This is a genomic window from Virgibacillus sp. MSJ-26 (assembly GCF_018918075.1).
GTDB lineage: Bacteria > Bacillota > Bacilli > Bacillales > Amphibacillaceae > MSJ-26.
Genome location: NZ_JAHLPW010000003.1, coordinates 148689 through 161616 on the forward strand (window position 1 = coordinate 148689; position 12928 = coordinate 161616).

11 protein-coding genes are annotated in these 12928 nt (G+C 36.6%); all 11 read right to left on the reverse strand.

The features are described from left to right. Positions 1–31: 31 nt before the first annotated feature. Entirely contained in the window at positions 32–742 is a 711-nt protein-coding gene (locus KQI49_RS02695; RefSeq protein ID WP_216486574.1) for a GntR family transcriptional regulator, read from the reverse strand. Between the two features lie 7 nt (positions 743–749). Further along, a complete protein-coding gene (locus tag KQI49_RS02700) occupies positions 750–1757 on the reverse strand; it encodes a sugar kinase (protein ID WP_253286626.1) in 1008 nt (335 codons plus the stop codon). Further along, positions 1754–2494 (reverse strand): 2-dehydro-3-deoxy-phosphogluconate aldolase, encoded by a 741-nt coding sequence (gene dagF, locus KQI49_RS02705; RefSeq protein WP_216486575.1) that lies wholly within the window; start codon positions 2492–2494, stop codon positions 1754–1756. Before dagF ends, KQI49_RS02700 begins: the two co-directional genes overlap by 4 nt. Positions 2495–2498: 4 nt before the next feature. Further along, on the reverse strand, positions 2499–3587 hold the full coding sequence (locus tag KQI49_RS02710) for a DgaE family pyridoxal phosphate-dependent ammonia lyase (protein WP_216486576.1): 1089 nt from the start codon (positions 3585–3587) through the stop codon (positions 2499–2501). Then, positions 3574–4674, reverse strand: a complete 1101-nt coding sequence (locus KQI49_RS02715; protein ID WP_216486578.1) for an amidohydrolase/deacetylase family metallohydrolase — start codon at positions 4672–4674, stop codon at positions 3574–3576. The genes KQI49_RS02710 and KQI49_RS02715 overlap by 14 nt, the downstream gene beginning before the upstream one ends. A 74-nt stretch (positions 4675–4748) precedes the next feature. After that, positions 4749–5372, reverse strand: a complete 624-nt coding sequence (locus KQI49_RS02720) for a YesL family protein (protein ID WP_371817500.1) — start codon at positions 5370–5372, stop codon at positions 4749–4751. A gap of 37 nt (positions 5373–5409) precedes the next feature. Then, on the reverse strand, positions 5410–6306 hold the full coding sequence (locus KQI49_RS02725; protein ID WP_216486581.1) for a carbohydrate ABC transporter permease: 897 nt from the start codon (positions 6304–6306) through the stop codon (positions 5410–5412). 12 nt (positions 6307–6318) lie between these two features. Further along, entirely contained in the window at positions 6319–7269 is a 951-nt protein-coding gene (locus KQI49_RS02730; RefSeq protein WP_216486582.1) for an ABC transporter permease, read from the reverse strand. Positions 7270–7717: 448 nt separating this feature from the next. Further along, positions 7718–9343 (reverse strand): extracellular solute-binding protein, encoded by a 1626-nt coding sequence (locus KQI49_RS02735; RefSeq protein ID WP_371817501.1) that lies wholly within the window; start codon positions 9341–9343, stop codon positions 7718–7720. Positions 9344–9545: 202 nt separating this feature from the next. Further along, positions 9546–10562: a lactonase family protein gene (locus tag KQI49_RS02740; protein ID WP_216486583.1), complete on the reverse strand. Its 1017-nt coding sequence runs from the start codon at positions 10560–10562 to the stop codon at positions 9546–9548. Between the two features lie 16 nt (positions 10563–10578). After that, on the reverse strand, positions 10579–12492 hold the full coding sequence (locus KQI49_RS02745; RefSeq protein ID WP_216486584.1) for a beta-N-acetylhexosaminidase: 1914 nt from the start codon (positions 12490–12492) through the stop codon (positions 10579–10581). Positions 12493–12928: the final 436 nt, after the last annotated feature.

The window sequence follows — 12928 nt, forward strand, 5'->3', positions numbered from 1 at the left end:
AACTGCTACCTTTTAAAATTATAAACTTGATTTACATATCAAAATTCACCACATATCTATGAATTCCCGTATTATAATAGGCTTCAGAGTATTCCACAATATTTCCATTTTCATCGATCGAAAATCGAAAACGTTGTAATAATGGCTTTTGCTCTATGTTTAGCATACTTGCAATATGTTCATCCGGCGTACCGACATCAAACTCATCTTTAAATTGATGGAATCTTATCCCCTGTTGATACATGATTTCATATAAAGAATTCTGCAGGTGATCAGGATCATTAGGTAAGTTTATATGCTCTGATACATAATGTTTAAAATAAATATAGGGTTTATCATTTAATTTATAAAGCCGCTCGACGCAGTGACATTTTTCGTTAAATAAATCCCCTAAAATAGCATGATTCGCAGTATCTATCGTTGACAAATGAACAAATTCTTTACTTAGCTCATGGCCTTCTTCCAATAGGTATTCCGAAAAGCGTTGGCCTTTCGATAATTTAGAGACCGCATTATTGTCGAGGACCGTTGTACCAATACCACTCCGTTTTTCAACATACCCTTGTTGGGAAAGTTGTTCGACTGCTCGCCGAACGGTAATAATACTCACGCCAAATTCCTCTTTCAATTCCAGTTCAGAAGGAATTAAAGTATCTTTCGGATAGTGCCCGCTAATAATTCTTTCTTTTAAAATTTCCTGTAATTGTATATATAAGGGTCCTTTTTTCAAGGTTAACTTCATAATTTATCTACCTTTCTATACCTTCACCAATGTCATTCTTAACTAACTGCCATACTTCTTCCATAGAACAGATAGGTGCGTCACCATGAGTAGTATGTGCTAAAACACCAGCAGCTGCTGCATATTCAATCATATCCTGGGTAGAAAACGACTTCAAAATACCGTGCATGACGCCACTTGCAAATCCATCCCCACCACCAATACGGTCTAACGTTTTATAAACGTACTGTCTAGAATAAGCAAATGAAGATAGATGATATATAAACCCCTGAATCGTTTGATTAGCCGCTTTTTCTTTTCTCATCGTACCGGCTATCGTACCAATTTTAAATTTATCTGCCACTTGTGGTAAGACGTCTTCTAATTGGGCTTGTTTGTCAACTTCTTCTGTTTTAAATCCAAGCAATAATATGGCGTCTTTCTCTGTCATAAAACAAATATCTGTCAATTGTAACATAGCTTCATAAAACCGTCTTGCTTGATCAGTTTGATCCTTCCACAGTTTCGGACGATAATTACAATCAAAAACAATAGTAATACCTAATGCTTTTGCCTTTTGAGCGACTTTAAGTGCAATATTTCGAATATGTTCTGACATGGCTAAGGTTATCCCACAAAAATGAATCAAGCTTGTGTTTTTTAAGCTATTCTCTAAATCGTAGTCTGTTAGTGATGAGGTGCAAAAACTACTTTCTTGGCGATTAGTATAGGTTACTTTTGTTGGGCGAACACTATATCCCCTCTCGAAAAAGTATTTTCCTAAATAATCTCCACCTCGACTAATATCTTGTGTTGAAATGCCTAGAGATTGTATAGACGACATAGCTGCATCCCCTAAGCTGTTCTGAGGTAATCTTGTAATAAGAGATGTTTGATGGCCATATCGACTGAGCGCGCTTAAAACATTTACTCCTGTTCCTGTATAAGACACATGTAAAGTATGTGCCTGTTCCAGTTTTAAATGCTCTGGAACTTCCAACCTCATCATCACTTCGCCAAACGCTTTTACCATCATGTTACCACGACTCTTTTGATAATGTCATATAGTTTTTTGACATCTTCAACACGAGTTCTGCCAGTGTCTTTGTCGATAATCGAAGAATAAACATGGGGAATAACTTTCGTAACACCTGCTTGTAAGGCGATCGTGACAATTTCTTCAAAGTTTTGTAAATCAATACCACCAGTTGGTTCTAATGGAAAATCTTCTTTAGCACATATATGAGCAATACGTTTATATTGCTCTCTAGTTTGTAAGCCATCAAGTGGAAAAAGTTTGACTGAGTTACCCCCCATTTCTTTTATGAATGATATCGCAGTTGTGAGAGGAATTTCCATTTGTGTCCCCGTTGAAGTCAAAGGACCTGTTGCAACATTGACATTGCCAAGTTGGTCCACTGGATTTACAAGTCCATTTACCAAAGTCGTTTCATTTTGCAAACAGGCTCTTGTATATCCAACAGCAGAAAACACTTGGTTGACATGGTCTAACTTTAAAGTGCGGCAAATTTCAGCCACCATTTTCCACTGTCGAGGATCTCCTGCGCCTAATCCTAGCGAAATCGCTCCTCCTAACTCTTTTTGATATTCACCAATATCCTGAACGGCTTCATCGACTGTTTGATAATGAGTAGAAAGTAATCCTATCAACACATGGCCTTCTGTCACTTCATAGATTTCCTTAGCATTATCTATATCTTTAGCAAGTACATTTAAACATAATTTATCTTTGTAAAAACGGGATTGTACCATATGCTCAACCACCTAATATTTGTTTTATTCTAGCAATCATCGTATCTACTTCCTGTGAAGATAAAGCTCTTGGATCTATATCGAAATAACCTATATTTGCATTATAATCTCTCGTGTAAATGGCAATGTCACCTTGTTTTAATTGTTGTGTTAAGTAAAGGGCATCGTGTTTGACTTTACTTTCATCTAATTCAATCCGCGCGCGATATATCTGACGCCCTGACTCATCTTGATGTATGGCAACTTTCACACCGACGAGATTTTCTAGTTCAAAAAATTGATTTAATAATTCCATTTGATTTTGTTTTGACATGCCTTCATTAGTATAAGTTTCAAGTGCCTGCAATAATCCAAAAATAGATTCTTTTCCAACTTTCATGGCTCTTCCGATACCTTTTAAATGAGGTTTAACGTACTCCAAATATTGCTCTTTACCTGCTAAAATACCTGATGTTGGTCCCTCAAGTGCTTTTGAACCACTTAGTATAATCAAATCAGCTAAATCGCTATAGCCTGATATATCCTCTTCGGCGGCTATATCAACTATAAGTGGTAATTCCACGCGTCTTGCAAGTTGACTAACTTGTTCTAACGTAGGCATATTTTTTTGAACACAGTGATGAGATTGAACAAAGACAATTCCAGCTGTGTTTTCGTTTATCGCTGCTTCCATTTGCTCTACACGACACCCATTTGCATAACCTACTTCCCTCACATGACCGCCACCTAAAGCAATCATCGTACTTACCGGTGCTCCATAGTCAATCATATGCCCTTTCATCAAGAGAATTTCTTTATGTAACGGCTCCGCGTGCATGCGTTCCGCTAAAAAAGAATCATTTTCCGTTATTAGGCCTGCAACCGCAAGTACAAGAGCTGACGAAGCTGAATTGGTAATAAGAGCCGACTCTGTTCGCATATACTCGGCAACAATCTCACCAGATTTTTCTTGTAAATCTTCCATTTCGTAAAAATGCTTTCCACCAACTTCCATGGCATCTATAACATCGTCTGCCATCGTCGATACACCGATAATACTCATCTTGCCACTTGCATTAATGACTTTTTTCAAATCCATCTTAGCGACACTCATAAAATTTTCCTCCTATCATGACTGCGTAAGGCTTTATTCTTTTTTCGATATTCAATTCACGTCCAACAGAATCTTCTAGGATTGTATCTTCCTTGTCTATTGTAAAAAAGGTTAAATCTGCGAGCGCCCCCGCTTCTAATCGACCAATAGCTTTTTTATTAATTATTTCAGCGGGACATGTCGTTACTGAATGGATGACCTTTTCCAATGAGTAACCTAGTCCGAGAAATTTTGATAGCGTGGTTGCCATATCATATACTGGACCATTGAACTGATTTTTTTCATAAATATCTGTACTTATACTATGAAAGGATATGTTTTCCGTCTTGGCCTTTTTAGCAATATGATAGGAAAAACTTGACGTTCCGTGTCCAATATCAAGATAAACACCACGCTCTATAGCCTCAAATAGCTTTTGGTTAACGTTTAGCTGATCACTAAATATATGATTATTCTCCTTTTCATTAAAACAGTGAGTAATGATATCCCCTCGCTCTAAATAAGGAAGGATGTCAATTAATTTTGGAGGAGCACTTCCAATATGCACCATTAATGGTTTATTTAACTTTCTTGAGATTTGCTTGCCGAGTTTGAGAGGTGTTGTTCCATTCATCCCGATAACACTAGCACTCATTCTTGCTTTAAGTCCAACAATCATATTGGGATATTTTGCAAATGCCTTTTCAATGGCACGCAATGAAATAAGGGATAAATCAGCTAATTCATTCCTTACTTTCAATCCAACGGACGAAATATTTATAAACGATAGAACACGGGTGATGCTTTTCTTTGCCATATTGTGAAATTCATCAATATCATTTGCCCCGCTACTCCCAGCATCAACCACAGTCGTCACACCTGTTTTATATCCAATGTCATCTGGATGTGAACAGTATGGTTCATATTTAGGAAAAGAATGGGTGTGTAAATCAATCCAGCCAGGTGAAACATAAACCCCGTCAGGAACTGAGATAATATTTTCCACAACAGGATTGCGATCTGTTATCTCAAGGATTTTATCTCCCTCAATAATAATATTGTATTTGGTTCCGTTAATGAACATGGCATTTTTTATAATCTGTCTCATGCACCGTACTCCTTTGGTACTGCTATTGTTAAACTTAATGAAGTGGAAATTAAGAAGTCATAGAGAAATGGAATTTAAGCCTCTTTCATTTCAAGTTTTGTAAAAGTTTTCGAAACCCCCCACATGATGAAAAATGCTGTAGCACTTCCTCCAAAAAAGAACAAGATAGCAGGTATTGTAATAAACGTAATATAAAAAACGATTGATGTGCCGACAATTAAAAACAGAGTTAATATTGGATGAACAATACCAATAATAAACGGCCATTTAAAATAATCAGTCATCTTTAAATTAAAGTGAACAAATATCGGAAAAAAGTAAATAAGTAAAACAGCATACAAGATAAAAATGGCTAGAACACCAAAACTTACAATAAAATAGATAACACTTTCTTGCAATTGTAAAATACGAAATTCCATTATAAGTACGTATCCCATTAGAAATAAAATGATTCCAAGGATGTTTGTCTTTAAGAAATCGCTTCGATAGGATGCCCAAAATGTTTTAAATACTGCTATATCATTTTCACCCATTAGCCACTTTCTGACAACTGTAAACATGGCTGTCGTAGCAGGCATTAATCCAAATACACCAAGTCCTAGTATAGTAAATAGAACCCAAAGAAAATTTAAATAAGCGAATCTAACTAACCAAACACTAAATTTATAATAGCCTGAAACGAATCCTTCCAAATTCACTTCACCCTCCTTAAGAATCGTCATTTCACGAAAGGAGTCATTCTTTTACAGATCCGATTAAAACACCTTTAACGAAAAAGCGCTGTAAAAATGGATAGACAATCAACAATGGTAATGCTGACACGATAATCACGGCATATTTCACAAGCGAAGCTGTTTTTACCTGATCAGCAAATGACTGAGCAGCCCCTGCTGCCGAAGCCGCACTATCCGCGCTCACTTCATTAATAATTAAAATCTGTCTAAGAATTAACTGCAATGGAAACAGATCCTCATCCGTTAAGTAAATCAGCGCATTAAAATACTGATTCCATAAAGCAACGGCATGAAACAGTGCCATTACTGCGATAATTGGTAATGACAATGGAATAACAACTTTAAAGAATAGATACAGATCACTGGCTCCATCTATTTTAGATGCCTCAACAAGCTGATCTGGAATTGTTTGTTGAAAAAATGATCGTGCCACTAACAATGACCACGCGCCCAGAACACCCGGAATCACGATAGCCCACATTGTATTGACCATTCCTAGCTTTTGTACAACCAGATAAGTAGGGATTAAACCACCATTAAAAAGCATGGTAAATAAGACAATCCATAAAAATACTTTTTTGGCCATCAGTTCTTTTCTTGATAAGGCATAAGCACAAGGCAATAAAAGAAATAGATGAATCGACGTACCAATTAATGTATAAATGATCGTATTTTTGTAACCAACCCAAATAGCTTCATTTTGAAAAACCCGTTTAAACCCATCAAAGGTAATATCTACAGGCCAAAGCCACATTTTCCCCGTATTGACCGCATGTGGATCACTAATTGAAGCACTGATCACGAAGATGAGCGGGTAAATAATGATTAATGTGAGTAATGACACAAAAGCGATATTTATTCTTTCAAATGCTTTATCAGATAAACGAAAACGAGACATTGTTTCTCCCCCTTACCATAAACTATTCTCACTAACCTTTCTGGCAATCTGATTAACGGTAATGAGTAGAATAATATTAATAACTGATTCAAATAATCCAATAGCTGCTGCAAAACTATAACGCCCTTCTAATATCCCCGTCTCATATACAAAAGTCTGAATGATATCTGACGTTTCCGAGTTTAATGTGTTTTGCATGAGCAATACCTTTTCAAAACCAATTTGCATAAAATTACCCATGTTTAAGATAAACAAAATAATCACTGTAGGCATAATGCTTGGTATGTTTATATGTAACACCGTTTGGAGTCTTGAAGCACCATCCACTCTTGCCGCTTCATGTAGTTCTGGATTAACACCCGCTAATGCTGCTAAATAAATAATGGTATTCCAACCTAATGACTCCCATTGACCTGACCATACGAATACATGTCTAAACCATTCTGGACTTGTTAAGAAAGGTATAGATTCAAATCCAAGACTTGTGATAGCATGGTTCACTAAACCAGTTAATGGATCCAAAAATGCTACCAACATTCCAACAACAACGACTACGGAAATAAAATGTGGCGCATAAGTTAAGGTTTGCGTCCACTTTTTGAACGGACCATTTCTTAATTCATTTAAAGAAAGCGCAAAGATGATTGGAAGCGGAAATAATAGTAAATTATAGGCATTTAAGATAATCGTGTTTTTCAATAAACGCCAAAAATAATATGAATCAAAAAAACGCTCGAAATGTTCAAACCAAACCCACGGACTTCCGATGATCCCCAAATTCGCAAAATAGTCTTTAAATGCAATCTGCACACCGTACATTGGAATATAGTGGAATATTAAAAAATAAGTTAAAGCAGGCAATAGGAATAAATATAATTGCCAATTCCTAAGAAAACTTTTTCTTATTTCGTATAAGCGTTGACGTCTTGTCTTTAAGTTTCTTTCTCCATGTTGTATCTCCATTTAATTCCCCCTCCTTTTCTTTTGACTCTTAAGACTGTTCGTGGATGTCAGCCTCACCTGAAAATTTGTAAAAGCTAAGACTGAGATAAGGCCCCGTGATACGCAAGCACACGAGGCCCGTCAGCCAATCGCCGCTCACGGAATATACTCGATTTCCGTGGGCTAGGAAGAATTGGGGTTCATTCTTCTTTGCTGATGAGCCTCCGAATGCTACGCATTTCGGGGGCGCGTTACGCCTCATCTCCCACAGAGGTTTTCGGTGGGACGAAGCTTGCTGCAGTCCCAGGAGTCTCGCATATTCCATTCGCTAGTAAAAGTTCGATTTACAAATCCCACATAAAAATACGAATATACAGAAAATAATACCTAAGATAATCTTCTATTTTGCAGTTTGACTTATAATCTAGTTATATCCATACCGCTTGAAAAACATTAGACAGACTATCTTTTAGCTTTCCTTATATCGGTCATAAGCATCTTGATAAACTTCTAGTAATTCATCAAGACCCATTTTCTCAATCGTTTCAACATAATCATCCCATTCAGAGAAGTCCGCATCGCCACTGATGAGTTTATCACGCATTTCCTCGACATATTTATCGATATCAGCACCGGTTGATTCTAGAATTCTATTCTCTTCAGCAGTAAATGTAAATCTTGGCCAAATTTCATCAGGTACGAAAGGATCGATTTTTTCCGCTGCTTCCATCGATTGTGGCGCAGATTCTCCACCTTGGAAATAATCAGCTTTAATGATTCCGTTAATGGAACCTAACCAAGTTAATTCCTTTGCAAGTGCTTGCTCAAATGTCATATCTCCCTCAGGATCTAAAATATGATCCTTGTAAACAATTTCGCCATCTTCTTCTTCAAACGTTTCGCCTTCAACACCCATATAATAGAGTTTCGCGCCTTCTTCACTGTAAAAATGGTCCATCCAACGAACGGCAGCTGCTGGATTTTCATTTTCGCTCGTAACGACAAAGTTATCGTTATCCCAAACAGAAGAGGAGAGTTTATTATAGTCTTTATGACCTTTAGGACCTTCAAGTGCAGCGACACTGTTATACTGTGAACCAATGTCATCCCCAAAAAGCTCAATAGGATCATAGAAAATCATGCTGCCATATAGGTTATCCGAAGCATTTGCTAGGAACTGTCCCCATTCAATAGAGAATATACTTTGTTCAATCAATCCCTCGTCATATAATTTGTGTATATATTCCAGTAATTCTTTATACTCGTCAGTTGTTGCGTAGAAGCGTACTTTGCTAGGATCTTCAGGATCTGCGTCCATATTAGTGTTCGATGGACCATGATTCATGACCCCAAACGATCCAGCTAACCATTGGACCAACTCAGTAATATCTGTTCCGCCATATGGTACTGTTTTTCCATCTCCTACTGGATCGAGATCTTTAACTGCTTTTAAATACTCATAAAATTCATCCGTCGTTTCAGGAATATCCATATCCAACTCGTCTAGCCATTCTTCGTTAATCCAAGGTCTCGCACTCAAACGCAATGATAAAAAATCCTCTTCTATTAAAGCTGGCATAGAGTAGATATTTCCATCAGGGAACGTGATTGCTTTTCGTATGCTCGGATCCTCATCCATTAACGCGGTTAAGTTCGGAGCATATTCGTCGATTAAATCGTTCAAAGGAATGAACATACCCTGATCGCCATACTTCAATAAGTCCGAATTAGTCAACTGTGCTAGAAAAAATGCGTCGGGCAATTCACCACTGCCCAGTGCTAAGTTTCTTTTTTCATCAAGTGCATCAGGATTGACTAAGTTCCAGTCAGCATTAATGTTTGTTAAATCACGATAATGATTCCAGATTAATATATCATTCCAATCATTATCTTCATTTTGTGCAGGTTTATTTGCAAAAATCGTCATATCTAGTTCGTCATCTACAATAGGCATATCCGTTTCATTGACATCAGCGGAATCCACATCCACACTATCTTTGTCGCCATCTGTAGCGGCTCCTTTATCACTGCAAGCCGCAAGAACAAATATCAATAACAACGCTACAAACAAGAAAATCTCTCTTTTTAATTTCACAAATTACCCTCCTTTTAAATGTGTAAAAAATCAAAAAATTAATTTCAAACCTTGCTAAGTATTCCCCCTTCCCCTTTGTAAGAATTCCCTTTTAATAATGTAAGGGTTTTCAACCTATTTTTAATAGTACTACTAATCCAAAAATAAATCAACATGAAGTTATAACATTATAATGTTTATTTTCAAAAAAAATAATAATTGGTTAGATGACCTTCAAACAAACCGGCTTCTCAAGGTTTAATTGATTTCCAGTATACTTTAAGCTTCCGTCATTTAAAATTTTCATGACAACAATATTATTTGTGTGTTCATTTGCTACTAAGATATATTTTTCATTTGGTACTATGGTGAAATTACGGGGCCAATCCCCTTCAATTGATATACAATCAATTTTAGATAGTTGTCCATTTTTTAAGATTTCATATGCCGTTATTGAATGGTGCCCTCGATTTGATACGTAGACATATTTTCCAGAGAGCGTGACGTGAATATCTGCCCCGTAATTATCGTGCTCATAATCATTTTCTGGCAGCGTAGATAATTCTTGAAGTAAATGTACAGTGTCTAAATGTTTGTCATAAGCGTAAGTTAAAACAGTGGATTTATGTTCGTTAACAACATACAACACGTTTTTAACTGGATTAAAAGATAAATGCCTAGGACCCGACCCTTGGGGCGCCTCTATCATCTTTGTAGGTGCCAATTTTCCATTACGGCGATCAAAATCATAAAAATATAATTGATTCAATCCTAAATCCGTTCCAACATAATGGGTTGTGTTTGGTATGTTTCGGATCGTATGGAGATGTGATGTTTCTGGTGTACCATATTCTTTAAAATCTATTTTTCTACCAATTTCTCCGTGATCGTTTAAAGTATGAACGATTAAACTTCCCCCACCATAGTTCGCTGTAAACAAGTAATTACTATGATCCCCTACCTCTAAATAACACGGTCCTCCTTCAGTTGGCTGTCTATTGAGTTCTTCAATATGTTTCGTTTGAAAATCTATTTTAAAACTGACCACTTCTCCTTCATCAACTTCACTTACGGCGTAAAGGTGGCTCCTCTTATGATTAAGGGCTAAGTAAGACGGATTATTTACACCGCTAAATGATGTCTTTTTTTCCAGTGTTCCCTGTTCGCTATCGAATGATAGCCAGTGTATCGTTTGTTCCTCTTCAGAACCATAACAGCCTGCAAAAATGTCATATTTCATATGTCTATACCCTCCCTCAATAAATTGGTAAAACATGAAAGAAAACATTCGGTGATGCCATCCTGTAATAATAGCTAGACCAGCCCAGACTTGTCGATTGCGATCGGTCAAACACGTATGGTAACCGTTCTTGCTCAAGTTCATCAATCATGTCAATCTCTTGATTCATATAATCGTTAATCCTTTTCATGGCGGTATCAAGACGATTCAGTAATCCACCATATCGTATATCAATGACTTCCCAGCCAAACGGTTTATTGATAGTTAACCATTGAGTCCGGTGTGCTTCTCGAAGTTTTTTCACCCTGGCAATGATTTCTGGGATAACGTCACTTACGATTCGCTGTAATTCAGACTCGTCCTGGTGATCGTAGGCCTGTTTTAACTTAACACCTAAACTAGCTTTAAGTGCTAAGACGTTGCTTAGTTTTTCAGGTACATCGAAAATATAATCAAGGGAAGCACTTACATTACGATAATCCTTGAACTTCTGAGTTAGGGATTCATAATAAGAATCCAAATCAAGATTTTCAATATGTTTATCAAACACACCTAATAACACATCTTGCCATAACAAGAATTTAGACGGATTCGTTTGTTCAAGATTGCCTTTTTCCACTCCTGGTGGCGTATCGAGTTCATTAAGCATCAAAAATCTATTAGCATTTATGCCCGTACAAAAAGCGACTCGTTCATGCAACTTATTTTCATCTATTTCTTTAGTGTAAGCATGCTCAGCATAAAATTGTAAACCTAATAAAGCATTAAAAACATTATTTTCATACCCGTCATCCCCCCACAACGTGACAAAAATATCCTCAATATTTGCTTCTTTACATGCTGTTAATGCCGCCTCGCTTGCTTGTAGAGATAAATTATAATTGGTTGCAAAAGTATTCCAAACCCAAATGCCACCCGCAAATGCCGGTTTTTTATTAAATGCCTGATGCTGCTTGAAGATGTTTCGGTAATGGTCTATATCTATTGAATTATATTGCCAATACATGAGTTGCACTTGGTCTGGCGTATGCTCAACAATATAATCTGGTATTTCAGTAGATTTACTGTATTGATCGCCAGTTTCTGAAGCCAGCTTTAAAAACATATCACTCCACATTAAAGCCTCTAAACCTAGTTTATCTGTAATTTGCATCACTTTATCTAGGTGATCTGACATTAATTCAAAACGTGGTTTATAGCCATTTTTATTTAAGTAAATACCTCTCCCCAATTCTTCAGCTTCATCCATCCCGATATGGATGCGCTTACTTCTAAAGGGTTCAGACACTGATCGAATCATATTTTCTAATAATTGATATGTGTCTTCACTTTCGAGTAGCAAAGCACCTCTTGTATCTTTATAACGTAAAGCCGCATCCCATTTTAAAAATTCCTCAAGATGTGCAAGTGTTTGAATACAGGGGATTAACTCAATGCCAAATTGGTATGCATAATCATCTAGTTCTTTCAATTCACTTTCTGTATAACGTCCACGCATATAGCCAAAATAAGGTTCTCCCTTAACCTCATATGTATCCTCCATGTATAACATGGCAGAATCAAATCCCATCACAGCTAGGATTCGAACCATTTCATAAAAGCGCTCTGGTTTCATGACCGCATTTCTTGAAAAATCAAACATCGGACCAATTGTTTTAAATTGTGCCTTTTCTTTAATTGAAAAATCTGTTTCTCCCTTTTGGACTTTTTCTAAAAATAGCCCGAATGCTCTATAAAATTGGTTCGGTTTGTGATAGGTTATATGCCCTATATGATATTTATAAGTAACTGATAGGTCATGATCACTTTCCTTTTTTTCACATACCAAAGAAATCTCTGCTTTTTGATTAATCGTAAAACCAAAAGAGGTTTGCAGCTCTTTTATACCGTCAAGTATATTTGAACAGTCTCCTTCTAATTTGATCTCCAATGCTCCACCTACTTCTCAATTTTATTTTCTTTAGAAAAATATTTCCCAAGGTAACTAATAATTCAAATATATAAAATATTACAATATATTTTATGCCTCGTCAATATAGAGTGAGATGAGGTTGGGACAAAACTAAGTATTAGTAATTAAAAGACGAACAATTTTAAGCGAGCGTTATTCGCTTCGGAAAAATACTTCGCTTTCCGCAGGCGCTGATGAGCCTCCTCGAGCATACGCTCTGCGGGGTCTCACCTAGGCTTTTTATCCTGCTGGAGTCTACGTATTTTTCCTACGCTGACTTGAAAAAGTATATATTTATAGAAATATACTTTAATACGTTCGCTTTTAAATTAACTAAAATACTTATATCCCAACCTCAAACAAAACAAACTTTAATATAATCCTTTATTTCTTTCGATAGTTTCTCTCAAGCTCT

What these genes read in the sequence shown, in the direction of transcription:
- KQI49_RS02695 (WP_216486574.1), bottom strand. Translation starts at nt 742, where the DNA reads ATGAAGTTAACCTTGAAAAAAGGACCCTTATATATACAATTACAGGAA.
- KQI49_RS02700 (WP_253286626.1), bottom strand. Translation starts at nt 1,757, where the DNA reads ATGATGGTAAAAGCGTTTGGCGAAGTGATGATGAGGTTGGAAGTTCCA.
- dagF (WP_216486575.1), bottom strand. Translation starts at nt 2,494, where the DNA reads ATGGTACAATCCCGTTTTTACAAAGATAAATTATGTTTAAATGTACTT.
- KQI49_RS02710 (WP_216486576.1), bottom strand. Translation starts at nt 3,587, where the DNA reads ATGAGTGTCGCTAAGATGGATTTGAAAAAAGTCATTAATGCAAGTGGC.
- KQI49_RS02715 (WP_216486578.1), bottom strand. Translation starts at nt 4,674, where the DNA reads ATGAGACAGATTATAAAAAATGCCATGTTCATTAACGGAACCAAATAC.
- KQI49_RS02725 (WP_216486581.1), bottom strand. Translation starts at nt 6,306, where the DNA reads ATGTCTCGTTTTCGTTTATCTGATAAAGCATTTGAAAGAATAAATATC.
- KQI49_RS02730 (WP_216486582.1), bottom strand. Translation starts at nt 7,269, where the DNA reads ATGGAGATACAACATGGAGAAAGAAACTTAAAGACAAGACGTCAACGC.
- KQI49_RS02740 (WP_216486583.1), bottom strand. Translation starts at nt 10,562, where the DNA reads ATGAAATATGACATTTTTGCAGGCTGTTATGGTTCTGAAGAGGAACAA.